Raw genomic sequence first — 24,031 nt, 5'->3', positions numbered from 1 at the left:
CTGGATGCATTTTTATAAATATTTGCAATGAAGTTATAGATATAAATTCTTGCAAGACGCATCATCCCGCCACGCCTTGCGCGTGAACTGTCACCGATTTGTCAAACCGGGGAGAAACCATAGGTTGGTGGCAGTCGCTTGCTATGCACCGCGCGACACGTGCCACGGTAATCGACAGCGCATCACAGCGCTGCAAAACCAGCATCAGCGCGACAGCGGTTCGGCACCACAATCACAGACAGGCGTCCGTCCCCCATCCCTGCTCCCCCCGCGCACCATGTCCTACCTTGTTTCGCTGCTCACCATTGCCGGCATCTACCTGGCCGTGCTTGCCAGCCCTGGCCCCAATTTCTTCATCCTGAGCCAGCTGGCGCTGCAAGGGGAGCACAAGGCGGCGCGCTTTGTGGTGCTGGGCCTCACCACCGGCTCCATCTTCTGGGTGGTGCTGGCGCTCGCGGGCCTGTCCACCCTGCTGGCGCAGCACCCGTGGCTGGCAACCGGCGTGCGGGTGGCGGGGGCGGCTTATCTGGTCTGGTACGGGGCGGGACTGCTGCGGTCCGCGCTCCGCTCACGCCGTAATGCCGAATCTGGCACTGTCGCGCAAGCGCCGCGCCTTGCTTCACCCATGGCGGCATACCGGTCCGGGCTGTTGACGGGGGTCACCAACCCCAAGGGGGCAGCGTTCTGGACCAGTGCGTTTGCCGCGCTCGTTCCCTTGCATGCGCCAGCCTGGTTCCATGTGGCAACCGTGCTGCTGGTCACTTGCCTGTCGCTGGGTTGGCACCTGGGGATCACCTGGGTGTTTGGGAATGCGGCACTGCGCCGCGGCTACTTGCGCATGGAGCGGGCAGTCAACGGCCTCGCAGGCGGCGCGCTGGTGCTGCTGGGCATCCAGCGCCTGGCCAGCCGTTGAGCATCTGCGGCGGTCAGCCGCGCAGCAACCACAGGCCTGCGCCAAAGACGACGGCGTGCACGGCCAGCAATGCGCCCAGCCATGTCAGGGCGGGCGACGCCATGCCGTCCAATGTCTGCTGAATGCGAGTGGCCAGAAAGCTGCGCAGCGCTGGGTCGCCTGGCAGCGCATCTCCACCGCCATGGGCCGCACGGGTCTCGCCCCATTCCTGCATCAGCTCGGACAGTGGCAACCGGTCCATCAGCATTCCGACCACCTTGCGCACGACTGCACCGTCTCCCACCAGGGGTTTGATTTTCTCCACCGCTGCCTCTGCCGAAAACACATCTGCGCCGCGATGGAAGGTGCGGTGCGCCGCAGGCAGCGCTTCTATCCGGGTTGCCAGTTGATCGGCCAGGGGCTGCGCCAATGCTGGGCCATAGCGGCGCACCAGCTTGGCCAGCGCCATGCCACGGCCCAGATTCATGCCCATAAAAAAATAGGCGGGGATGGTGAGCGCCAGCAAGACCAGAACCACCACAGGCCCGGCCCCCAGCGCATCAGCGGGCAATGTCGCCTTGGCAGTACTCCAGAGCACCAGGTAGTAGACGGTGCCGAGCAAGCCCAATGCAAAGGCGAGCGCCACGCCCAGTGCGATTCCGCCCACCATCGACACGCCTGCGCTTGCACCCGTGCGCAGGGCGGAGCCCACTGCCCCGTTTGGTACTTGTTCTGCCATCTTGGCTGGTCTCCCGGTTGCCTGCGGCAAACGGTGCCGCTGCAGACATCATAGAAGAAGCATGGATGGCAATGCAGCAAAAATCGGCCGACCCACCCGCTGAACCTTCGCCCCTCGACCGGTCAGAGGCCCGGCCTCACGCCCCCTTGCGGGCAGCTTCGATGGCCGCGATGTCGATCTTGGTCATGGTCATCATGGCGGCAAATACGCGCTGCGCCGTGGCCGGGTCGGCATTGAACACGCCCTGCGTCAACGCGCGCGGGGTGATCTGCCACGAGATGCCCCAGCGATCCTTGCACCAGCCGCAGGCACTCTCCTGCCCGCCATTGCTCACAACCGCGTTCCACAGCCGGTCTGTCTCTTCCTGGTCGTCGGTGGCGATCTGGAACGAAAACGATTCGTTGTGCTGAAAATGCGGCCCGCCGTTGAGCCCGATGCACGGGATACCGGCAACGGTGAACTCCACCACCAGCACGTCACCCTGCTTGCCATCGGGGTAGTCGCCGGGTGCGCGGTGGATCTGGCCCACCGTGCTGTCAGGAAAAGTCTGCGCGTAAAAGCGCGCTGCCTCCAGGGCGTCGCCCTGATACCAGAGGCATATGGTGTTTTTGGGAGTCATGCAAAAGTCTCCTGCAGAATCTGATCGATCTGGCGGACACCTTGCGCACCCGCCGCAACCAAGCTACAGGGTAATACCGTTCGCGCAAACACGGGGTAACCAGCACGTACGGATCGCGTCCAGATGTGCATATGGGAACGCTTTCCCCGGCCAGACGCTCACAAGCTCGGGTACAAATTCGATGAGGGCATGAGGGTACGAGGGCGTAAATTAGCTATATTAATAATAGCGATTGGCGCAATACCGTCATATGCCACCGATGCTTTTGATGCATGCAACAGGGAACTGTACGGCGAACCTGCTCAGTCGCGCTCGTTGCGATCAGTGCGTTTTTGCTCGCGCAGCATGAACAGGTAGAGACTCTCCACCTTCTCGCGGGCCCAGGGCGTCTTGCGCAGAAACTTCAGGCTGGAGGTGATGCTGGGGTCGAGCGTAAAGCAGCGCACCGGAATGCGCGCCCCAAGCCCCGGCCAGCCGAAGTAATCCACCAGCTCGTTCAGGATGCGCTCCAGCGTCATGCCGTGGAGAGGATTGCGTGGTTGCTCAGAGAGGGTCATGGCGCCATTGTCGCCCAGTGCAGCCCTGCAAGGCGTGCACCGGGGAACAGTCAAGGGCGCGCACGCCGAAATCCCGCAAGTTGGCACGACTCCTTCGGCACCACGGCATTGCAGGCGCCCGGCCAGAGTCGTCTGCGCCATCGCGCCGCAACAAGGCTTGAATGCGGTTCAAAAACGGTGGCGTATGCCCGCCCCGATGCTGCCTTCCACGCCATGGCCTGAGAGCTTGTCGCTCAGGTAGATGGCATACAGGTCGGTGCGCCGCGACAGTTGGTGGTCATAACCCACGGCCCAGTTGGTGCGGCGGCTATCGTCGGCGTTGGAAGCATCGCGCCGGGTACGTGCCACCGATGCCATGAATTTGCCTGCCGCCCCCACCGGAACACCCACGCCCAGCTGGGCAGTGTTGGCCCTCGCGCCCAGATCAGGCGTGCGCGCCCGCTGCCACTGGCCATAGACCTTGGCCATGCCCAGATCGTAGGAGACGGCAGCTAGAAGCGCCGACTGGCGGGTAATGCTGGTGCCATCCAGCCCCGGCCCGTACTGCACGGTTTGCGCAATCAACGCTGCCGCGAAGGGCCCTTGCGCATAGTTGATGGCCAGGCTTTTGTTGCTGCGGCCGTGGTCGCTTGCCTGTTCTCCAAAGCCATAGGAAACATCGGCACGAAAACCGCCGATGGTCGGCGAGGTGTATTGCACGGTGTTGTTCCACACGCTATCGCCCAGCACCGCGCGGTCGTATGCCACCTGCCAGGTCTGGAGCATGATGGGAGAGAACTGCAGCGAGCCGCCGAATGGATCGAACTGGCCGCTGGCCACGAATAGCCGGTTGGTCTGCCGCCCGGCCGTCACTTGCCCGAAGCCGCCCGCAAGCCCTACCCAGGCATTGCGCGACAGAAAAGGATCAGCGCTGTTGCGTCCGTTCGCTCCGCTGTCGGTCTGAAAAAAGCTCTCCAGCGCAAACAGCGCCTTGAGGCCGCCACCGAGGTCTTCGCTGCCGCGCAGGCCCCAGTAGGACGTGGTCATGCCATTGCTGTTGACCACCAGGGTGCGTGCCAACTGGTCGCTGCGCCGCATGGAGCCGACATAGGCATCCACCAGCCCGTACAGCTGCACGCTGCTGACGTCGGCAGCCCGGGCAGGTGCATGAACAGCCATGGTGCCGCCAGCCATCAGTGCCAAGGCGGCGGCATATGCAGAGAATGAGGTTTGGGTTTGCATGGACACGCCCTCTCTCTTACTGCTTCGGAATGCCGGCACGCTGGATCACGGCACCCCAGCGCTGGATTTCGCTGTTCAACAGCGCCGCCTGCTGCTCGGCGGTGCTGCCCCGCGCCTCGACCCCCAGGACTTGCAGGCGTTGCTTCACATCGGGCAAGGCCAGCGCCGCATTGGCCGCCTGGTTAAGCCGTGCGATGACGGCCTGAGGCGTCTTTGCCGGTGCTGCCAGCGCATTCCACGAAGCCACGCTGAAGCCCTTGGCCGCCGCATCGCTCTCGGCCACGGTGGGAACCTGCGGCAGCCCGGGCGCGCGCTTGTCACCCATGACGGCCAGTGCCCGCAGCACCTTGCCGCTGACCTGGGCCATCACCGGCGCGAGAATTTCAACGGCCGCATCCACCTGCTTGCCACGCAGCGCGTTGAGCACGGCGGGCGAGCCATTGAAAGGCACGATCTGCACGTCGATGCCCAGCGTAGTCTTGAGCAGCTCTGCCGCCAGGTGCTGCGTGCTGCCCATATTGATGGTGCCGATATTGAGCTTGCCAGGCCGCGCCTTGGCCTGGGCGACGAGATCCTGGAGCGAACGGATCGGGCCGTCCTGCGGCGCCAGCACGGCCAGATCGAAATAGCCCAACATGGAGATCGGCGCAAAGTCCTTGGCCGCGTTGTACGAAAGCGACTTGAACAGCCCTTCTGCAACCGCGTTGGCATTCGACATGAGCAGCAACGTGAGGCCATCGGGCGCGGCCCGCACCACCTGCTCTGCAGCCACCACGCCGCCCGCACCCGGCTTGTTGTCCACGATGATGGGCTGGCCGCCGAGCAGTTCGGTCATTTTCTGCGCCACGATGCGCACGGTAAGGTCGGCTACGCCTCCCGGGCCGAAGGGCACCATGATGCGGATGGGCTTGGAAGAAAATGATGGCTGGGCACCTACCGCCAAGGGCATGGCTCCCAATGCCAGCAGGGCGCTGGCAAACTGTCGTCTTTGCATGTGAAGTCTCCTGTAGAGTTCACACTGTGGCCAAAATCGATGCTGCTGAGCACTGCCTCTGAGCGGCTAGCAGATATGCCTGTTCGGCATGACTGCGCTACTGATCCTCGTCCCCGGCTCCATCCAGCACCCTGCGCACCACATCTCCGCCAAAACCACGGCTGGCCAGAAAACGCATCTGTTTTGCCCGCTCCTGCGGCGTGGAAGGCTGCTCGCCAAAGCGGCGCCGCCACACTTCCCGGGCTCGCTGCAGCTCGGTGCCCCGCAAGCGGTCCATGGCGTCGGCAATCAGCTCGGCATCCACACCCTTGTGGCGCAGCTCCTGCGCCACGCGATTGGCGCCGAAACGCGCCGCCTTGGTATGGAGCACGCTGTCCACCAGTCGCTCGGCGCTGATGAAACCCTTGGCTTCCAGCGCATCGAGCACGGCATTCAGATCATCGCCCTCTTCCAGGTGCGGGCGGAGTTTGGTCACCAGTTCGGCACGCGAGTGCTCGCGCTGCGCCAGATAGCGCAATGCACGGCCTTGGAGGGAGAGTTTGGCAAACGACATTCAGAATGCATTCAATACGCTATAAAACAAATAGCTGCTTGCGTGCACCTACTGTGCGCAAGCAGCTATTTTTACGGAAACCGATGAGATGCGGACGCGGGTCAGGCGTCGTCTCCATCGACATCAGGACCTGCGATCACGCCGTCTTCTGCGGGGCGCAGCGAGATGTTCAGGCTTTCACGCACCTTGTTCTCGATCTCGATGGCAAGCTCTGGGTTCTCGCGCAGGAACTCACGCGAGTTGTCGCGACCCTGGCCGATCTTCTCTCCGTTGTAGGCATACCAGGCGCCGCTTTTCTCGATGATGCGGGCATTGACGCCCATGTCGAGGATTTCGCCTTCGCGCGAGATGCCTTCGCCAAAGAGGATGTCGAACTCGGCGGTCTTGAACGGAGGCGAGACCTTGTTCTTGACGACCTTGACCTTGGTTTCGTTGCCGATGGCCTCGTCGCCCTTCTTGATGGTGCCGGTGCGGCGGATGTCCAGGCGCACCGAGGCGTAGAACTTCAGCGCATTGCCGCCCGTGGTGGTTTCGGGGCTGCCGAACATCACGCCGATCTTCATGCGGATCTGGTTGATGAAGATGACCGTGCAGTTGGTCTTCTTGATCGTGGCGGTCAGCTTGCGCAGCGCCTGGCTCATCAGGCGCGCTTGCAGGCCGGGCAGCTGGTCGCCCATTTCACCTTCGATTTCGGCCTTGGGCGTCAGGGCAGCGACCGAGTCCACCACGATCAGGTCCACGGCGCCAGAGCGCACCAGGCTGTCCACAATCTCCAGCGCCTGCTCGCCGGTGTCGGGCTGACTGATCAGCACCTCGGACAGGTTCACGCCCAGCTTTTGCGCATAGCTGGTATCGAGCGCATGTTCGGCGTCGATGAAGGCGCAGGTGCCATTCAGCTTTTGCATTTCGGCAATCACCTGCAGGGTCAGCGTGGTCTTGCCGGACGATTCAGGGCCATAGATTTCAATCACACGGCCACGCGGCAGGCCGCCTACGCCCAGGGCGATATCGAGCCCCAGCGAGCCGGTAGAGACCACCTGGATGTCCGCAATCGCTTCGCCCTCCCCCAGCTTCATGATCGTGCCCTTGCCGAACTGCTTTTCGATCTGGGCAAGCGCCGCAGCCAGGGCTTTGGCTTTTTCGGTATTGGCTTCTGGCTTGGTAGCGGTGGCGTTCATGGATTTCTCCTTGCGTTTAACAGTCATGTCGTATGGATTTCCATCCAGCTGTCTACATATACAGACTGGATGCTTGCACAGTAGTTTATGGGATTGGTATATTTTATAAAATCATTTTTTTAGTCAGTTTAGTTGACTATATATAAAATACCGACACCGACCCGCTCTGACAAAAAAGCCCTTTGTTTTCAAGGACCCATGCCCATTCTTCTTCCCCACTTGCCCGACGATAGCTGGCGCCTGACGCACCTGGGCCGCCTTCTGGGCCATGCCATGCTCCGCTTCGATGCCCGCGTGCTGCAGCTGATGGCACAGGACGAAGCGGTGCCGCTTGCCCTGTCGAACCTGGCAGCGCGAGACCAGGTGAGCGCCGCCCATATCCACATTACCCGGCATCTGGCGCTGGCCGGTGACCGCCTGACCGACCTGGCCGAGCGCGCAGGCATGAGCAAGCAGGCCATGGCCAATCTGGTGGATCAGTGCGAAGCCTGGGGATTGGTGACGCGCGAGAGCGATCCGCGTGACGCACGGGCCCGCATCGTGCGCTTTACCGGCACCGGCCTGCTGTGGCTGCAGGCCTTCGAGCGAGCGGTGACGCAGGCAGAGGCCGAGTTCCGCACCGAGGTGGGGGATGAGGTGGCGACCGTGGTGAAACTGGGGCTGGAAGCCTATTGCGGCAGCGATGCACAAAATTTTTGACAAAACCCCACCAGCGCTTATCTAGCAACCACTGCTAGCTCCGTTTTTCGAAGCGGTAGAAGAGATTCGGTTCAGAAACCAGGTACAGCACGCCAGCGCCATCCATGGCCACGCCTTCGGGCTGGGGGATGGTGCGCTCCAGTCCGCTTTCGCCCGCCCACAGCGGCATCAGGCCGGCCAGATCGCCATTGCGGTCGTATTCGTACAGCACCGACGACTCCTCTCCCAGCAGCAGCAGATTGCCCGTGCGAGGATCGACTTCGACCGACGCCAGATCGGTGGTGGGCAGGCCGGTGGGGTCGGCAGGCTCCCACGACTTGACAGTCACGGAGGGCGAAGCGCCGGTACCGGGAGCGAAGGCGGGCAGGCTGATGCGCAATACCTGCATGGGCCATTTTTCCGTCACTGCAACGAGTTGCCGGCGCTGCCCGTCCCAGCTGAGACCTTCTACCCCGAAGTTCTTGATCTCCGTATCGCCCAATGCCAGAGACTGGGCCTGGCTCAGCACCACCTGGCGGCCTTCAGGCATGATCTCCACCCAGTGGATACGGTTGCGGCGTTCATCCGCAATGGCGAACCAGTTGCCATCGATATGGGCAATCCCTTCAGGGTCATCGGCGCCTTCCAGGGGCATGAGGCGCAGCAGTTCGCCCCTGGTGTTCAGCTCGGCCACGCTGGGCGGGCGGTTGATCACGGCAAACAGGGTATGGGTGTGGGGGCTGTAGGTCAGACCCGAGAGGTTGTCGCGAATGCCGATGACCGGTTTGGCCTGCTCTGTTGCCTGGTAACGCGCCAGTTGCGCATTCGCGGCCGGAGCAGCACGCTCTGCTGCGATTGCACCGTGCCAGGGCAGGCGCATGGTGTTCAGGTGCAGACAGATCGCAACCAGCGCCAGCAAGGCCATGACCGCCGCTATCCGGCGGCGGCGCAACCGCCACCCCAACACCTGGGTATCCCGTTTCATTCTGCCCTGTCTGGTTGAACACGCCTGTGCGCCAGGGCACCATGCCGGGGCTGAAAACGCGTACGCGCATGGTACGCGATGCCGTGCGGCATTTTTGTGACGCGGTCATGCACGCTCGCTCTCCTGCAGGCACAGCGCCACGCCCGGCCAATCGCCATACACGGCGTCAACAGGCTCTAGAATCAACCGAAACAGCGCGCAGCGCATACCAAACAGGAGACCCCATGCGAATTCTGATTGCCGAAGACGACCAGGTGCTGGCCGACGGCCTGCTGCGCAGTCTGCGCAACTCGGGCGCTGTGGTGGACCATGTAGCCACTGGCACCGAAGCCGATGCCGCATTGATGGCCAACAACGAGTTCGACTTGCTGATTCTCGACCTGGGCCTGCCCAAGATGCACGGGCTGGAAGTGCTCAAAAGGCTGCGCGCGCGCGGCTCGGCGATACCCGTGCTGATCCTCACCGCCGCCGAAAGCGTGGACGAGCGCGTGCAAGGCCTTGATCTAGGGGCCGACGACTACATGGCCAAACCCTTTGCGCTGTCCGAGCTGGAGGCACGCGTGCGTGCCCTCACGCGCCGCAGCGCAGGCATGAGCACCACCTTGATCCAGCACGGCCCGCTGGAATACGACCAGGCAGGACGCGTCGCCACGCTGGAAGGCCGGATGCTGGAGCTGTCCGCGCGCGAACTGGGCCTGCTGGAGGTGTTGCTGCAGCGCAGCGGCCGCCTCGTCAGCAAGGACCAGTTGGTCGAGCGCCTGTGTGAATGGGGCGAAGAAGTCAGCACCAATGCGATCGAGGTATACATCCACCGCCTGCGCAAGAAAATCGAGAAGGGCCCGGTGCGCATTGCCACCGTGCGCGGCCTGGGCTATTGCCTCGAAAAGATACAGCCTGCGGCCTGACCATCATTTCATAGCAGCCAGCGCTTTGTACATGGGCGTTGGCGGCACTTTAGACCACAAGGACTGCCTTGGCCCTGTTTCGCGGTGAGCAGCGTTCCCTGTTCGGTGAGATCCTCGACTGGATGCTCACCCCGCTGCTGCTGCTGTGGCCGGTGTCGCTCGCGCTGACCTGGCTGGTGGCGCAGAACCTGGCCAACAAGCCTTTTGACCGCGCGCTGGAGTACAACGCCCACGCTCTGGCACAGCTGGTGAGCGTGCATGGTGGGCAGACCTATTTCAACCTGCCCCAGCCCGCCAGCGAAATTCTGCGTGCCGATGACTCGGACGCCGTGTACTACCAGGTAACGGCGCCCAATGGACGTTTTCTGGCTGGCGAATCGGAACTGCCCCCGCCCCAGGACGACCAGGAGCGCCCCGTTGGCCTGGTGCAATTGCGCGATGCCGAGTTGCGCGGCGTGGAAGTGCGGATTGCCTGGATCTGGGTGCGGCTGTCGCTGCCCGAGCCCAATCTGGCGCTGATCCAGGTGGCCGAGACGCGCGAGAAACGCAGCGTGCTGGCCACCGAGATCATCAAAGGCGTGATGCTGCCGCAGTTCGTCATCCTGCCGCTGGCGGTGCTGCTGGTCTGGCTGGCGCTGGCGCGTGGCATCAAGCCGCTGCACCAACTGGAGGAGCGCATCCGCGCGCGCAAGCCCGATGACCTCTCGCCCATCCACCACAAGGATGTTCCGCTGGAAGTGGTGCCGTTGGTCGACGCGGTCAACGACCTGCTGGGGCGGCTCAACGACTCGCTGGCCACCCAGAAGCGCTTTCTGGCCGATGCCGCCCACCAGCTCAAGACGCCCCTGGCGGGGCTGCGCATGCAGGCCGAGATGGCCCAGCGCGCCGATGCCAATGCCACGGACCTGAAACTGTCGCTGCAGCAGATCGGGCGTTCGAGCATGCGCGCCACCCACACCGTCAATCAATTGCTCTCGCTCGCTCGCGCCGAAGGCCCAGGCGCGCTGCTGCAGCGCACGCCCTGCAACATGGCAGAGATCGTGCTGGATGCCATGCACGACGGCATAGACCGTGCGCTGGCCAAGCACATCGACATGGGCTACGAAGGCATGCAGGTGGACGACCCGGAAGTCTGGGTCAACGGCAATGCCACCTTGCTAGGCGAGCTGGTGCGCAACCTGCTGGACAACGCCATCAACTACACGCCTTCCAGCGCCAGCACGCCGGGCATCATCAATGTGCGCCTGCTGGCCGACCCCTTTGGCCATGTGCTGGTGCTGCAGGTAGAGAACTCCGGCCCTGGCATTGCCGAGGAGGACCGTGAACACATCTTCCAGCCCTTTTACCGCGTGCTCGGAAGTGATGTCGACGGCTCCGGACTGGGCCTGCCCATCGTGCAGGAAATCGCGCGCCAGCATGGCGCCAGCGTCACTCTGGAAGACGCCTATCCCAAGCAGACGCAGCGCGGCGTGGTGTTCAGCGTGCGGCTGCCGACAACCCAGAAGCCAGACGCTGCTGCATGACCAATGCTCTCTGGGCCTGTGGCTGGAAAGCGGAGCGCTCCTGTCAGGAGCAGGTCTGCAGATCCTTGCCATCCATCACATGCCAGCTTTGCACGCGCTTCTTGGTGGCCGCATCGGCGCGCGGCAGGCGCAGGGTGTAGTTGATGGTCTCGGGCCGGTCCACTACCACCTTGGCGCCGCTCACGCCCTTCCTGCCCATGGCGGCCAGGTGGCGTTCTGCGGCTTCCTCGGTGGAAAAGCGCCCCAGAGAAATGCCGGGCTCCAGGCTCGCCAGACGGGCGCGGTCGGTGCTGATGTCCAGCGCGCGTAACTCTTCGCGGCGTTTGTCCAACGCATCCTGGCTGCTGAACTTGCCGACATAGACCATCCAGCGGCCCGCAGAGGTGGTGGAATCGAGCTTCCAGCTGCCTTCGGGCAGCTTGGCCAGTTGCAGGCGCAACGCCTCCACCTGCTTGGCATCGAAGCTGCCTGCCACCAGACATTCCCGCTTTTCGGGCTTTTCGGGCTTTTCAGCAGGCTTCTCGGCCAGCTTGTCTGCCGATTTGTCCGCAGGTTTTTCTGCCGCTTTATCGGCTTCGGCAGCCGGCTTGGCAACTGTTTCCGAGGCTGGGTTCACAGGCGCCTCGGCGGCAGGCGCCGCGCTCTGCACCTGCTTTTGCGCCTGCTCCATTTCCTCGCGCGTCATGATGCGCAACGCTTCGGGATTGACCTGCTGCTGCAGGCGCTCGGGCTCGGCCGGGTTTTCAGGCGCCCAGCCCAGGCTGCGCAGCATGCCGTGCGAAAACGCGTAGTAGCCCGCATTGGCCAGCAACAGTAGCACGATGGCAAAACGAATCATCCCGACTTTTCCCTTGTCTTGGTCTGCACCACCCGTGCGTCAGCCCTGCAGCGGCGCCTGGGGACGCACGCTGATCTCGGAACTGGTCACGCCCACCAGCCCGGCAGCAGTGTGTACCTGCAGCGCACCATCTGCGGCCACGCTCTGCGCGACTCCCTGGGTGCCATCGCTCAAGCTTACCGCACGGCCTACCAATGCATCGCGCGCAGCAAAACGCTGTTGCAGCGGTGCAAATCCCTGGCGGGCAAACGCCTGCACCGTGGTCACCAATGCCGGCACCACGGCGGCCAGCGCCTGCGGCGCATCCCAACGGCCATCCACCATCTGCAGGCTGCCGGGCACGGTGGAAAGGCCATCGCCCTGCGGCGCACGCACATTGATGCCGATGCCGATCACGACATAGCGCAGTGCCTGCTGCGGATCAAAATACCCGCTTGCGCTTGCTGAATGCGCACTGCCTGCTATGAAACTTGCAGTTTCCACCAGAATGCCGGCGAGCTTGCGGTCGCCCGTCAGCCACAGGTCGTTGGGCCATTTGAGGCCGATTTTTGGTGTCTGCAGCGTGGCGCTGCCTGCAGCAGGCGCCTGCGGCTGCAGGCTTTCCGCCACGCTCACGCCCACGGCCAGCGACAGACCGGACCAATCGCGCGGCGCAAGCGGCAGGCCCAGCGAGAACATCAGCGAATCTCCCACTTCGCTGCGCCAGGGGCGGCCCAGGCGGCCACGGCCTGCCGTCTGCTGCTCGGCCACCAGCAGGATCGGCTCCTGCCGGCCCTCACGCGCGCGGCGCATCAGTTCGGTGTTGGTGGAATCGATGCTGGGCACGATCTCGATCGTGAAGCCCGGCAACTGTGGCTCTACAGCCTGCCAGATGGCCTCAGCAGGCCAACGGATGGGCTCCTGGCTGGCTGCGGTCATGCGCGGGCCTTTGCCGAAGTCTTGGTCTGTCTGGCCTTGGGTTTGGCCTTTGGCTTGGCCTTCGATTTTGGCTTCGGCTCTGCCTTGGCCTTCGCTGTGGTCTTGCCGCCTGTCTTTGGCTTCTTGCCAGGATCGGGCTGGTCGCTGGCGGGCCCCTTGGGCTTCCAGCCCCGTTTGGGCGCCAGCATGGTGCCCCGGCAGTCGGCCGCGCCGCAATGGCAGGCATAGTCGGCCTTCAGCTTGGCGGTGTAGCGCTCTTCGATGATGAGGCCGTAGTCGTAGCCCAGCTCCTCGCCAGCGCTGATATTGCGCAGCGCGCTGATGAAGATGCGGTCCTCCACCTCTTCGGCAAAGCAGTTGGGATCGCAGCTGTGGTTGATCCAGCGGGCCGAGTTGCCGCCATCGCCACCATCGATCACGCGGTGGCCGTCGATCTGGAAGAAGAAGGTGTGGTTCGGGTGGGCCGGATCGTGCGGATGACGGCGCTGGCTCTCTTCATAGCTGATGACCTTGCCCGCGTATTCGACAATCACTTCGCCTTCTGCGATATCCTGCAGCGCAAAAACGCCCCTGCCGTGCACGCCGGAACGCCGTACCTGGATACGGCGGCCTGTTGAAAAATGGGGGACATTGCTCGGCATGGGAATTTTTCTGCTACTTTAAAAATAAGCACATGCGCATGTGCGCGTACGTACATGCAGGCGCCCGCGCACATGCGCGTGAAGCGTGCATTGTAAGAGCGTGCTCAGAGAGCCAGCAATTCACAGCGCTGGCAGACCCCAGATTGATGAGAGTGAACCCATGTCCAAGACCCTGGTCATTGCAGAAAAGCCGTCCGTTGCGCAAGACATCGTCCGCGCACTGACGCCGGTGGCAGGCCAATTTGCCAAACACGACGACTACTTCGAGTCGGACGGCTACATCGTCACGAGCGCGGTGGGTCACCTGGTGGAGATCCAGGCGCCGGAAGAATTCGATGTCAAGCGCGGCAAGTGGAGCTTTGCCCACCTGCCGGTGATCCCGCCCTATTTCGAGCTCAAGCCCGTCGACAAGACCAAGGCGCGCCTCAATGCCGTGGTCAAGCTGGCCAAGCGCAAGGATGTCACCGCCCTCATCAACGCCTGTGACGCGGGCCGCGAAGGGGAGCTGATCTTTCGCCTGATCGAGCAGTACGCAGGCGGCGCCAAGGGCGGTCTGGGCAAGCCCATCACGCGCCTGTGGCTGCAGTCGATGACGCCGCAGGCCATCCGCGAGGGTTTTGGCAAGCTGCGCACCGACAGCCAGATGCAGGGTCTGGCCAACGCTGCGCGCAGCCGCTCCGAAGCCGACTGGCTGGTGGGCATCAACGGCACGCGTGCAATGACGGCGTTCAACTCGCGCGATGGCGGCTTCTTTCTGACCACCGTGGGCCGTGTGCAGACCCCGACCCTGTCGCTGGTGGTGGAGCGCGAGGAAAAGATCCGCAAGTTCGTCAGCCGCGATTACTGGGAAATCCACGCCGAGTTCGGCGCCCAGGCCGGCAACTACCCGGCCAAGTGGTTCAACCCCGCCTGGAAGAAGAGCGACGACGCCGAGGCCAAGGCCGATCGCGTGTGGAGCCTGCAGGAGGCGCAGGCCATCGCCAACGCCGCGCGTGGCAAGCCTGCCACCGTCACCGAAGAGAGCAAGCCCACCACACAGGCATCGCCCTTGTTGTTCGACCTGACCAGCCTGCAGCGTGAAGCCAACAGCAAGTTCGGCTTCTCTGCCAAGACGACGCTGGCCCTGGCCCAGGCCCTGTACGAAAGGCACAAGGCCCTGACCTACCCGCGTACCGATTCGCGCGCGCTGCCTGAGGACTACCTGCCTGTGGCGCGCCAGACCTTCGAGATGCTGGCGCACAGCAGCATGCAGCAGCTTGCGCCTTTTGCGCAGCAGGCCATCGGTGCCAACTACATCCGGCCATCCAAGCGCATCTTCGACAACAGCAAGGTGTCCGATCACTTTGCCATCATCCCGACCACACAGGCTCCCGGAGCGCTCTCCGAAGCGGAACACAAGCTCTACACGCTGGTGGTACGCCGCTTCATGGCGGTGTTCTTCCCCAGCGCCGAGTACCAGGTCACGACCCGTATCAGCCAGGTTGAGCAGCACCACTTCAAGACCGAGGGCAAGGTACTGGTCAAGCCCGGCTGGCTGGCGATCTACGGCAAGGAAGCCGCCCACGAGGTGGAAGACGCCAAGGACGGTGACAAGGGCCAGAACCTGGTGCCGGTGCAGCCCGGCGAGAAGCCGCTCGCTGACCCGGTCGACCCCAAAGGCCTCAAGACCAAGCCGCCCGCCCGCTACTCCGAAGCGACTCTGCTCGGCGCCATGGAGAGCGCCGGCAAGCAGATCGACGACGACGAGCTGCGCGAAGCCATGCAGGAAAAGGGTCTGGGCACGCCTGCCACGCGCGCTGCCATCATCGAAGGCCTGCTGACCGAAAAATACATGCTGCGCGAAGGCCGCGAGCTGATTCCCACCGCCAAGGCCTTCCAGCTGATGACCCTGCTGCGCGGCCTGGAGGTGGAAGAGCTGTCGCGCGCCGACCTGACCGGCGAATGGGAATACAAGCTGGCGCAGATGGAAAAGGGCCAGCTCTCGCGCGAAGCCTTCATGGCCGAGATCCAGGCCATGACCGAGCGCCTGGTCAAGAAGGCCAAGGAATACGACCGCGACACCATTCCCGGCGATTACGCCACCTTGTCCGCACCCTGCCCGAACTGCGGCGGCGTCGTCAAGGAAAACTACCGCCGCTATGCCTGTACCGGCATCCACGGCAATGGCGAAGGCTGCGGCTTCTCATTCACCAAGTCGCCCGCAGGCCGCACTTTCGAGACCGCAGAAGCCGACCAGTTGCTGCGCGACCGCAAGCTGGGACCGCTGGACGGCTTCCGCTCCAAGGCTGGCTGGCCATTTGCCGCCGAAGTGGCCATCGTGCGCGACGAGGACAACAACAACTTCAAGTTCGAGTTCGTGTTCGATGACAACAAATCGGACGAAGAATCGGGTGAGCTGGTTGATTTTGGCCACCAGAACGCGCTGGGCGCCTGCCCCAAGTGCGGCGCGCCGGTGTTCGAGCATGGCGCCAACTACGTGTGCAGCAAGGCCGTACCCACGGCGCAGCAGCCCACGCCCAGCTGCGATTTCAAGAGCGGCCAGATCATCCTGCAGCAACCCATCGAGCGCGACCAGATGGCCAAGCTGCTGGCCACCGGCAAGACCGACCTGCTGGACAAGTTCATCTCCAACCGCACACGCCGCAGCTTCAAGGCCTTCCTGGCCTGGGACAAGGAAGCCGGCAAGGTGAACTTCGAGTTCGAGCCGCGCGAAGGCAAGTTCCCCGCGCGCAAGGCTGCGGCGGCCAAGACGGCCACCAAGACCGCAGGCAAGACGACGGGTGCAAAGGCCACCAAGGCCACGAAAACGGCAGCAAAGACTGCAACCAAGGCCCCCCGCAAGACCACCGCCGCATCGGGCAAGACGCCAAGCGCAGCCCTGGCCGCCGTGATCGGCAGCGCGCCGGTAGCTCGCCCCGAGGCCGTCAAGAAGATGTGGGAGTACATCAAGGCCCACAATCTGCAGGATCCCAAGGACAAGCGCACCATCCTCGCCGACGACAAACTGCGCCCCGTGTTCGGCAAGGACAGCATCGGCATGTTCGAGCTGGCTGGCGTTCTGGGCCAGCACCTGGGTTGATGCGGCCGATTGTGCGAAAGAAGGCCCTCTTCGCTGCCGCCGCTGTCTGCGCCATCGGCGTGGCGATCGCCGTCGCAGCCCTGTACCCACGCGGAGATGTGCCTGCGCACATCGCTGTGTTTACGCCCGACGGCATCAACCCAGAGCTCATCGGCAAGGTGGCAGGCGCCCATATCAACGTCTTTGAGCCAGCTCTGCTGGAAGTGCAGCTTCAGAAAGTGGTGGGCAGCAACACCCGGGTGGACCTGGACCTGGGGCCGGTGCTCAACCGTATCCGGCCTCCCGCGCAACTCACTACCGAATATGGCATGGATGCGCAGCGGCAACGCAAGCTGCTCGCACCGCTTGCGTCCAACAAGCTGCGCGACATCCCCCCCGATCCGGAAGCCATCGCCATCCTGCGGCCCTACATGGAGCTGATCCAGCGCTACCAGGCCCAGGTGGCGACGGTCTTTGTTGCAGATGAGCCTTATCTCAACGGCATCTCCAAGGCAGAGCTGGAGCGCACGGCAAAGACGCTGCGCATGCTGTTTGCCGAGTACCAGATCCGGAATGTGAAGCTGGGGGTGATTTTTGCCAGCGGCATGGTCAATGCCGACTTCGCCAGAATGGTGGATCGTGAAGCCAGCCGGTACGTGCGCAGCATCGACCAGTACTACCAGGCCTTGAGCGAGAAGGCCCAGGTCGGTATTGCCGCGGCAGACGAGCTGCAATGGCTGCAGCACATCGAGAAGTACCGCCTCACTACCTATGACAGCGCTGGCAACATGTATTTGGCCGGTGGCCTGCCCCAAGGGTACGACCTCTTCGGATTCGACTTCTACCTGTCCACCGTGCTGCAGGACGCGCTCTACGAAAACATGCTGCCCGAGCTGCAAAAACACGCTCCGCGCGGAGCCTGCGAGATCGAAAAGTTCAGCAAGGTATCCGAACTGCGCGCGCAGCTCTCCTTCTACCAGGATGGCCCCATCGTCCCGCCCGCTGCGGGCAATGGCAATGCGTCCACCGATAGCGCCCGCGACAAGGACCGCCGCCTGCTGGACCAGTTGTACACATGCCGCATGGCCGCTGCCACGAACATGCTGCGCAAGGAAATCGCCAAAGCGAACAGCAAGGCCAAGATCATCCTGGTCACCGAGTCCAGCAACAATGGTGTGCTGGAATTCGACGCCAGGCAGAACATCGAGCCGGGCCAGCCTCAGTTGCTGATCGAGTCTCGTGTGCTGGACGAAGTCAAGCGCGCCCTCACCTTCTATGACAAGGAGCGCAAGCGCGGCGATATCGAAGCCTTGGAGTTCTTCACGTTTGACAACACCTACGACAAATCCATTCATCTGAACATAGGAGGCTTCGTGGACATGCCCTCCGTCAAGGCGCATATCTTCAAGGCCTCGGAGCAGATGATGTGCCGCAGCCATCCCCAGCACCAGGCCGCACTGGCCTGCCAATAGCGGCCTCGTCTTGACCGGACAGCTCCATGTATATTCGCCGCACCCACCGCATCCTCCTGGGCCTGGCCATTGCGCTGGCCGTGGTGGCTGCCATCGTTGCCTGGCGCGGCCCGGCAGTGCTGGACGAAGCCCGGGACACGGCGAACACCCTGCTCAAGAAGGCATCCAGTCCGCCGCCACCCTCTGCTGATGAGCAGAAGCGCAGCCAGGCGCGTCGCACAGCTGATGCGCAAGGCAAGCCTGCAGCCGTGCCGGCGCAGCCACGCAAATGCATCCAGAACGGCAAGACCATCTATACCGATGCCCCTTGCCCTGCGGGCAGCGAAGAGCAGGTGGTGCCGGAGAACCTATCGGTTGTACCAGGGAATGCAGCGCGCTGAGTACGGCAATGCTATCGCTGCTGGCGCATGAAGCGCTGCGCGCACTGCCAGCCCAGCTCGGCCAGCGGCCCCGCCTTGGCGCCCGTGAGCACCGCGTCGGCTGCCGCAGCCGTGCCATCGGCAGCCCGCTGGGCAATGCCATACAGAATGGCTGCCATGCGGAAAAGGTTGAAGGCCAGGTAGTACTCCCACAGCGCCCCAGGGCTGCGGCCCGTTGCGTTGGCGTATAGCTGCAGGTACTGCGCTTCATCCGGAATGCCGAGCGCAGCCAGATCCAGCCCGCCGATGCCGCGCCACAGATCGGGCGACACACGCCAGGCCATGCCGTGGTAGGCCAGGTCGGCCAGCGGATCGCCCAGGGTTGAAAGTTCCCAGTCCAGCACGCCAATGACACGCGCCTCGCTGGGGTGCCACACCAGGTTGTCCAGCCGGTAATCGCCATGCACCAGCGTGGTTGCATCGCATTGCGGCAGGTGCTGGGGCAGCCAGTCGATCAGGCGGCGCATGGCATCGTTGACGGTCACGGACAGCTGCCGGCTCTGCTGCCCCCAGCGCTTGACCTGCCGCGCCACATAGCCGCCGTGGCGTCCGTAATCGGCAAGACCCACGGCATCGATATCCACCTGGTGCAGCGCGGCGATGACGCGGTTCATCTCGCCATACAGCGCAGCGCGCTCGGCACCACCCAGTTCCGGCAGGGCCGGGTCCATGAAGACGCGGCCTTCGAGAAACTCCATCAGGTAGAACGGCGTGCCCAGCAGTTGCGCATCGTCGCAATAGGCCAGCATGCGGGGCACGGGCACATCGCTGCCCGCCAGGGCATGCATGACCCGGTATTCTCGGTCCACCGCGTGCGCCCCCACCACCAGCGGCCCCGGCGGCTGCTTGCGCAGCACCATCTGCTGCCCTCCCACCTGCACGCGGTAGGTAGGGTTGGACTGGCCGCCAGCGAGCACGCTGACGCCCACCGCCTCGCCTTGCGTCAGGCCTGCGTCCTTCAGGTACTTTTGCAGCACTGCACTTAACTGGCCTGCGCCAATAGCTTCCGTTTTCATAGCATCAATGCTGCAATGGCGGAATGGCGCAGATCGCATCGGGCACGCCGCGCTCTGCATCGGCGTCCTTCTCGGCCGCCTGCACCAGCTTGCGCGCCATGCTGAAGCGGTGCACTTCGCTCGGGCCGTCGTAGATGCGAAAGGCCCGCATGTCCATGAAGATGCGCATGACCGGCGTCTCCATGGTCACGCCCTGCCCGCCCAGCATCTGCACGCAGCGGTCCACCACGCGCCATTCGGCTTCGGAGCACACCACCTTGGCGCGGCTGGATTCGTAGTTGCCCTGCTCGCCCTGGTCCAGCAGCCATGCGGTGTGCCAGATGTGCAACCGCGCAGTATGCAGGTCCATGTCGTTGTCTGCCAGCATGAAACCCACGCCTTCGTGCGATGCCAACGGCTTGCCGAAGGCGACGCGGCGGCGCGCATAGGCCAGGGCCACATCCTGTGCGCGGCGGGCCTGGCCCAGCCAGCGCATGCAATGTGTGAGGCGGGCAGGCGCCAGCCGAACCTGCGCGTATCGAAAGCCCTTGCCGACTTCGCCCAGGATGTCGCCCGCTGGCACGCGCAGCCTGTCAAAGCGCAGCACACTGTGGCCTCCGGTAAAGCACGCGTCCATCGCATCCATGCTGCGCTCCAGCACGATCTCGGGGCGGTTCATGTCGGAGAGAAACATGGTGGCGCCGCCATCCTCGGTGCGCGCCATGATGATGGCGTAGTCGGCGCCTTCCGCGCCGGTGATGAACCATTTGCGGCCCGTGATGAGATAGTCGTCACCATCGCGCACCGCCGTGGTGGCCAGCGCCGCCGGGTCCGATCCTGCGCCGGGCGCGGGCTCGGTCATGGCAAAGCAGGAGCGCAGTTCACCCGCCACGTGCGGGCGCAGCCAGCGCTCCTTCTGTGCGACAGTGGCCACCTCCTCCATCAGGTGGATATTGCCTTCATCGGGCGCGTGGATGTTGAGCGCCGTGGGGCCGAGCCACGAGTAGCCAGCTTCCTCAAACACCACTGCCTTTTCGACATGGCTCAGGCCCAGGCCGCCCAGCGCCTTGGAGGCATGGGGCGTGAGCAGGCCGGCCGCACGCGCGCGGCCCACCAGTTCGCGCCGCAGTGCCTCGCTCGGGCCATGGCTCGATTGGCGCTCGTCGTTTTCGAGCGGAATCACCTGTTCGGCGATGAACTGGCGCGTCTTGTCGCGCAGCGCTTGCAGTTGGGGAGAGAGGGAAAAGTCCATATCGGCGCCTTGCAATCAGATGGCGCCGATGTTGCCATGCACTACCCCAGCCCAGGTCGCAATAGCGACAAAGGCGCCCGTTCACAGCGTGCTGTGGGATGCAGTCAGGGCGGTCTATTTGCACCCACCAATCACCTGCACGACAGCCCTGTCATGAGAGTGGGCTATAACCCTTGTATGGATACGATGAACGCGGCGGTGGCGCCGCAACCACAGGCCACCACACTTCCCGAACGCCACCTGCCGTTGGCAGGCACCACCAACTTCCGCGACCTGGGCGGCTACCAGGGTCTCGATGGCGGAAAGCTACGCTGGCGCACCCTGTTTCGCTCCGACCATCTGGCGCACCTGACGTCGGAATCGCAGCACACCTTGCTCCAGCAACTGGGCGTTGCCCGCAGTGCCGATTTTCGCGGCCAGCGCGAGCAAACCGTGGACAACTACCGCATCGATGGCCTGCTGCACCATTCGCTGGCCATCGAGCCGACTGTCGTGCAGCGCGCCTTTACCCTGCTGCAGCAAGGCGAAAACCTGAGCGCGGCGCACACCGTCGAGCTGATGCAGGACACCTACCGCAGTTTCATCCACGACAACGCCGGCCAGTTTGCGCAGTTTTTCCAGATGCTGCTGGCAAGCGACAAGCCGCTGGTTTTCCACTGTACGGCCGGCAAGGACCGCACCGGCTGGGCCGCCACCTTGCTACTGATGACCCTGGGTGTGCCGCGGGATGTGGTGATGCACGACTATCTGCTGACCAACCAGTACTACCACCGCCCCGCAGAGGCCCGCGCCGCCGCCAGCCACATCCCCGAAGAAGTGCTCAATGTGCTGTGGAAAGTGCAGGAACCCTTTCTGACTGCAGCACTCGATCCAGTATTGGAGCAATACGGCAGCGTCCCCGCCTATGTGAGCCAGGTGTTGGGCGTGGACGCCAAGGCCCAGGCCCGGCTGGCGCAGATGTATCTGGAATAGCCTTCTCCTGAATTTATAGCGCCGAGCGCCGGCTGCACTTCGCAGGCCGGCGCTTTCTTTTGCTGGCTGCGCCTTGTGCAGAGCGTGGACCGAGGTGCATTACCAACGCGCCTATTCACCAAATAGCGACGCAAAAATACCACTTGGCTATCAAGCGGCATAGGTCATTGTTATTAAACAAATTTACTACTAACCTCAAGAGGTCCATGAATTTTCCAAATCACATGTGCAGGCTTTGCCGCGTGGATTGCGGGCGAGGCCTCAGAAGGGGTTTCCATGAGCATCCGACGAATTTTGAGAATAGCGGGCTCGGTCTGCCTGCTCGCAATGGTTGTTGCCAGCGCACCCGTTGCCTGGGCGCAGAGCCTCACCTCCAAAGGAACCGATTTTTACGCTACGTTCACGCAGAACTACGATGCATCGGTCAACTCGCTGGATCTGTTCATTTCAAGCGCGGAGGCCGCAACCGGCACGATTGAGTTTCTGGAAACCGGCACAACCCAGGCATTCACCACCACACCGAACCAGGTACTGCGGATACAGGTTCCCATCTCGAGCCAGCTCACCACCAACATGGTGGTCGAGAAAAAGGCGATTCATGTCCGCTCCGACAAAGCGATCAGTTTGTACGGTTTGAGTAACCGGGCCGTATCCACCGACGCATTTCTGGCGTTCCCAACCGCAACCCTTGGCAACGCCTACCGCATCGCAAGCTATGCACCGACGCCCAAACAGTATTCATCCGCAGCGATTGTGGCAACGCAGGATGGGAGTACGGTCACCATCATGCCCACAGCGGCAGTGCTCGCCAACCCGGCCAACACACCTATCCAGATCACCCTCAATCGAGGGGAAACTTACCAAATCCTGTCGGAAAGTGATTTGACGGGCTCTACGGTGACGTCCAACCTTCCCATCGTGGTCGTGTCTGGTGCCACCTGCGCCTATATTCCCGTCGGTTGGCCAGCCTGCGACATGCTGATGGAGCAGATGATCCCCACCTCGTCCTGGGGCACGCGTTTTTTCATGGCTCCGCTTGCCAGCCGGTATGGGGGTACCAGATACCGAATTCTGGCGGATCAGGCAGGCACCGCCGTCACCATCAACGGCTCGGTGGTGGCCACACTTGGCGCCGGCCAATTTCACGAACTCAACGATATCCAGGCGCTCTCCGTTCAAACCAGCAAACCTGCCTTGGTGGTGCAGTACGCCAACAGCAATGATTTTGACCAGTACGGAAAAAAAGGAGACCCCTTCATGATGCTGGTGCCGCCAGCGGATCTTTTCATCAATGACTACACCCTGGCGACCGCAGACGCAGACCCGGTTTCGCCGCGCTTTACCGAAAATTATTTGGGCATCGTCACTCCCGTTGATCCTGCCACACAGCTGCCGGTAGATGTCTTTCTCGACGGTGTACTGATTCCCAAGGCAGACTTCTGGCCGGGCCCTCAAGGAAATTTTTTCTACATCAACAAAAGAGTGGCCCCAGGCTCGTACCACATCACTTCGCCCGTCGGCGTGGGCGTCACCATCTATGGTTTTACCAACTATGACTCGTACGGCTATGCAGGCGGTATGGGCCTTGCAAAAATCTCCAACATCAAGGAGATCAAGCTGTCTCCCTCAGAGGACGCCATCCGCTGGGTGAACCAGCAGTACTGCATTGCCGCCTTGGTGACCGATATGGCAGACGCGCCGCTGAACAGCGTGAAGGTGGATGTCACCCTCTCCGGAGCCAATCCGCAGATCTCCAGCATTTTCACTGACACGTCGGGCAAAGCCTCGTTCTGCTACACCAGCGGCATGGCAGGCATCGATACCCTGGTGCTGTCGACGGGCGGGAAATCTGCAAGCTCCAAAGTCAGATGGCAGCAAGGCGCCAGCGATGCAACACTGACTCTGACCCCCGCAATCGCCAGCAACCCCGTCAACACCCTGCAGTGCTTTGTAGCCAGGCTGGCAGATGCATCCAGCCAACCTCTGGCCAACATGGCCATTGCCTTCGATGTCGCAGGTGTCCACCCCCAGCAAAGCGCAGCCACCACCAGTGCAGCGGGCGAGGCACAGTTGTGCGTCAACGGAGCCCATGGGGGCAATGACACGGTGTCGGCTACCAGCGGCCCGCTCGTGCAGACGTCCACGGCGAATTGGACAGTCCCGGCCTTGTCACAGACGCTGAGCCTTTCGCCTCTGGCACTCAGCAGCCCAACCCATGCCACCCAGTGCTTTACAGCGGCCTTGAGCGATGCGAAAAACCAACCGGTCGCCAACCAGACGGTGAGCTTCGCGGTCAGCGGCGCCAACAACCAGAGCAGCAGCCTCACGACAGACAGCACCGGGACTGCCCAACTGTGCTACACCAGCACCGTGGCGGGGGTGGACACCATCACGGCGACGGCCGACAGCGAGATCAAGTCCGCCCGCGCCAAGGCCTTGCAGGTGCGCACGGCAACCATGACCTGGCAAGCGGGGCGTGCCGTGCAGCCTGCACCTGTGCCGACAATGCATCCGGCTGCATTGGTCCTGCTCACATCGCTGGTGGGTGGCTGTGCTTGGCGCAAGCGCCGCAGGGCCGTGCGCTAAATCGCTGAAAGCCCATGAAAAAACGCCGCCTGTGGA

22 protein-coding genes are annotated in these 24,031 nt (G+C 63.0%); 9 read left to right on the top strand and 13 right to left on the bottom strand.

Annotation, left to right across the window (positions count from 1 at the left end; translation table 11 throughout):
* Positions 1-277: 277 nt before the first annotated feature.
* Positions 278-913 (top strand): LysE family transporter, encoded by a 636-nt coding sequence (locus tag ACH2DG_RS00190; protein ID WP_395023721.1) that lies wholly within the window; start codon positions 278-280, stop codon positions 911-913.
* A gap of 13 nt (positions 914-926) precedes the next feature.
* On the opposite strand, the gene ACH2DG_RS00185 is transcribed toward ACH2DG_RS00190, so the two are convergent.
* From ACH2DG_RS00185 to recA, 7 genes are all read right to left on the bottom strand, one after another.
* Positions 927-1,631, bottom strand: a complete 705-nt coding sequence (locus ACH2DG_RS00185) for a hypothetical protein (protein ID WP_395023720.1) — start codon at positions 1,629-1,631, stop codon at positions 927-929.
* Positions 1,632-1,767: 136 nt separating this feature from the next.
* Positions 1,768-2,250 carry a VOC family protein gene (locus tag ACH2DG_RS00180; protein WP_224150619.1) on the bottom strand — a complete coding sequence of 161 codons (483 nt, stop codon included), beginning with the start codon at positions 2,248-2,250 and terminating at the stop codon, positions 1,768-1,770.
* 302 nt (positions 2,251-2,552) lie between these two features.
* Positions 2,553-2,807 (bottom strand): VF530 family DNA-binding protein, encoded by a 255-nt coding sequence (locus ACH2DG_RS00175; protein WP_395023719.1) that lies wholly within the window; start codon positions 2,805-2,807, stop codon positions 2,553-2,555.
* A 168-nt stretch (positions 2,808-2,975) separates the two neighbouring features.
* The gene (locus ACH2DG_RS00170; RefSeq protein ID WP_395023718.1) at positions 2,976-4,028 is read right to left on the bottom strand and encodes a porin; all 1,053 of its coding nucleotides are present in this window, start codon (positions 4,026-4,028) and stop codon (positions 2,976-2,978) included.
* Positions 4,029-4,044: 16 nt separating this feature from the next.
* Positions 4,045-5,022 (bottom strand): Bug family tripartite tricarboxylate transporter substrate binding protein, encoded by a 978-nt coding sequence (locus ACH2DG_RS00165; protein ID WP_395023717.1) that lies wholly within the window; start codon positions 5,020-5,022, stop codon positions 4,045-4,047.
* A 97-nt stretch (positions 5,023-5,119) separates the two neighbouring features.
* A complete protein-coding gene (gene recX, locus ACH2DG_RS00160; RefSeq protein ID WP_395023716.1) occupies positions 5,120-5,575 on the bottom strand; it encodes a recombination regulator RecX in 456 nt (151 codons plus the stop codon).
* 101 nt (positions 5,576-5,676) lie between these two features.
* Entirely contained in the window at positions 5,677-6,753 is a 1,077-nt protein-coding gene (gene recA / locus ACH2DG_RS00155; RefSeq protein ID WP_395023715.1) for a recombinase RecA, read from the bottom strand.
* A 198-nt stretch (positions 6,754-6,951) separates the two neighbouring features.
* Here recA and ACH2DG_RS00150 point away from each other — a divergent pair, with 198 nt between their 5' ends.
* Positions 6,952-7,452: a MarR family winged helix-turn-helix transcriptional regulator gene (locus ACH2DG_RS00150; RefSeq protein ID WP_395023714.1), complete on the top strand. Its 501-nt coding sequence runs from the start codon at positions 6,952-6,954 to the stop codon at positions 7,450-7,452.
* A 34-nt stretch (positions 7,453-7,486) separates the two neighbouring features.
* Here the strand turns inward: ACH2DG_RS00150 and ACH2DG_RS00145 are convergent, their stop codons facing one another.
* Positions 7,487-8,416, bottom strand: coding sequence for an SdiA-regulated domain-containing protein (locus ACH2DG_RS00145; protein WP_395023713.1), 930 nt, complete (start codon positions 8,414-8,416; stop codon positions 7,487-7,489).
* Between the two features lie 224 nt (positions 8,417-8,640).
* Here ACH2DG_RS00145 and ACH2DG_RS00140 point away from each other — a divergent pair, with 224 nt between their 5' ends.
* Together ACH2DG_RS00140 and ACH2DG_RS00135 are read left to right on the top strand one after the other, a co-directional pair.
* A complete protein-coding gene (locus ACH2DG_RS00140) occupies positions 8,641-9,321 on the top strand; it encodes a response regulator transcription factor (protein WP_184704474.1) in 681 nt (226 codons plus the stop codon).
* Positions 9,322-9,389: 68 nt separating this feature from the next.
* Positions 9,390-10,844, top strand: a complete 1,455-nt coding sequence (locus ACH2DG_RS00135) for a sensor histidine kinase N-terminal domain-containing protein (RefSeq protein WP_395023712.1) — start codon at positions 9,390-9,392, stop codon at positions 10,842-10,844.
* Positions 10,845-10,887: 43 nt separating this feature from the next.
* Here the strand turns inward: ACH2DG_RS00135 and ACH2DG_RS00130 are convergent, their stop codons facing one another.
* From ACH2DG_RS00130 to ACH2DG_RS00120, 3 genes are read right to left on the bottom strand one after another with little or no spacing between them, the layout of a single operon-like run.
* Positions 10,888-11,682 carry an SPOR domain-containing protein gene (locus tag ACH2DG_RS00130; RefSeq protein ID WP_395023711.1) on the bottom strand — a complete coding sequence of 265 codons (795 nt, stop codon included), beginning with the start codon at positions 11,680-11,682 and terminating at the stop codon, positions 10,888-10,890.
* A 39-nt stretch (positions 11,683-11,721) separates the two neighbouring features.
* Positions 11,722-12,600: a biotin--[acetyl-CoA-carboxylase] ligase gene (locus tag ACH2DG_RS00125; RefSeq protein ID WP_395023710.1), complete on the bottom strand. Its 879-nt coding sequence runs from the start codon at positions 12,598-12,600 to the stop codon at positions 11,722-11,724.
* Positions 12,597-13,241 (bottom strand): SET domain-containing protein, encoded by a 645-nt coding sequence (locus ACH2DG_RS00120; protein ID WP_395023709.1) that lies wholly within the window; start codon positions 13,239-13,241, stop codon positions 12,597-12,599. Before ACH2DG_RS00120 ends, ACH2DG_RS00125 begins: the two co-directional genes overlap by 4 nt.
* A 160-nt stretch (positions 13,242-13,401) precedes the next feature.
* Here ACH2DG_RS00120 and ACH2DG_RS00115 point away from each other — a divergent pair, with 160 nt between their 5' ends.
* From ACH2DG_RS00115 to ACH2DG_RS00105, 3 genes are read left to right on the top strand one after another with little or no spacing between them, the layout of a single operon-like run.
* Positions 13,402-16,320, top strand: a complete 2,919-nt coding sequence (locus tag ACH2DG_RS00115) for a DNA topoisomerase III (RefSeq protein WP_395023708.1) — start codon at positions 13,402-13,404, stop codon at positions 16,318-16,320.
* The gene (locus ACH2DG_RS00110) at positions 16,320-17,771 is read left to right on the top strand and encodes a hypothetical protein (RefSeq protein WP_395023707.1); all 1,452 of its coding nucleotides are present in this window, start codon (positions 16,320-16,322) and stop codon (positions 17,769-17,771) included. Before ACH2DG_RS00115 ends, ACH2DG_RS00110 begins: the two co-directional genes overlap by 1 nt.
* A 26-nt stretch (positions 17,772-17,797) precedes the next feature.
* Complete coding sequence (locus ACH2DG_RS00105) at positions 17,798-18,151, top strand: DUF4124 domain-containing protein (protein WP_395023706.1); 354 nt, start codon at positions 17,798-17,800, stop codon at positions 18,149-18,151.
* A gap of 11 nt (positions 18,152-18,162) precedes the next feature.
* On the opposite strand, the gene ACH2DG_RS00100 is transcribed toward ACH2DG_RS00105, so the two are convergent.
* Positions 18,163-19,206 carry a phosphotransferase family protein gene (locus ACH2DG_RS00100; RefSeq protein ID WP_395023705.1) on the bottom strand — a complete coding sequence of 348 codons (1,044 nt, stop codon included), beginning with the start codon at positions 19,204-19,206 and terminating at the stop codon, positions 18,163-18,165.
* Between the two features lie 4 nt (positions 19,207-19,210).
* A complete protein-coding gene (locus ACH2DG_RS00095) occupies positions 19,211-20,437 on the bottom strand; it encodes an acyl-CoA dehydrogenase family protein (protein ID WP_395023704.1) in 1,227 nt (408 codons plus the stop codon).
* A 177-nt stretch (positions 20,438-20,614) separates the two neighbouring features.
* Between ACH2DG_RS00095 and ACH2DG_RS00090 the strand changes: the two genes are divergently transcribed.
* Positions 20,615-21,409, top strand: coding sequence for a tyrosine-protein phosphatase (locus ACH2DG_RS00090; protein ID WP_395023703.1), 795 nt, complete (start codon positions 20,615-20,617; stop codon positions 21,407-21,409).
* Positions 21,410-21,685: 276 nt separating this feature from the next.
* Positions 21,686-23,995 (top strand): Ig-like domain-containing protein, encoded by a 2,310-nt coding sequence (locus ACH2DG_RS00085; RefSeq protein ID WP_395023702.1) that lies wholly within the window; start codon positions 21,686-21,688, stop codon positions 23,993-23,995.
* Positions 23,996-24,031: the final 36 nt, after the last annotated feature.

The sequence above is a fragment of the Comamonas odontotermitis genome (assembly GCF_040396735.1).
GTDB lineage: Bacteria > Pseudomonadota > Gammaproteobacteria > Burkholderiales > Burkholderiaceae_C > Comamonas > Comamonas odontotermitis_C.
This window is presented reverse-complemented; position numbering and strand designations above follow the sequence as displayed.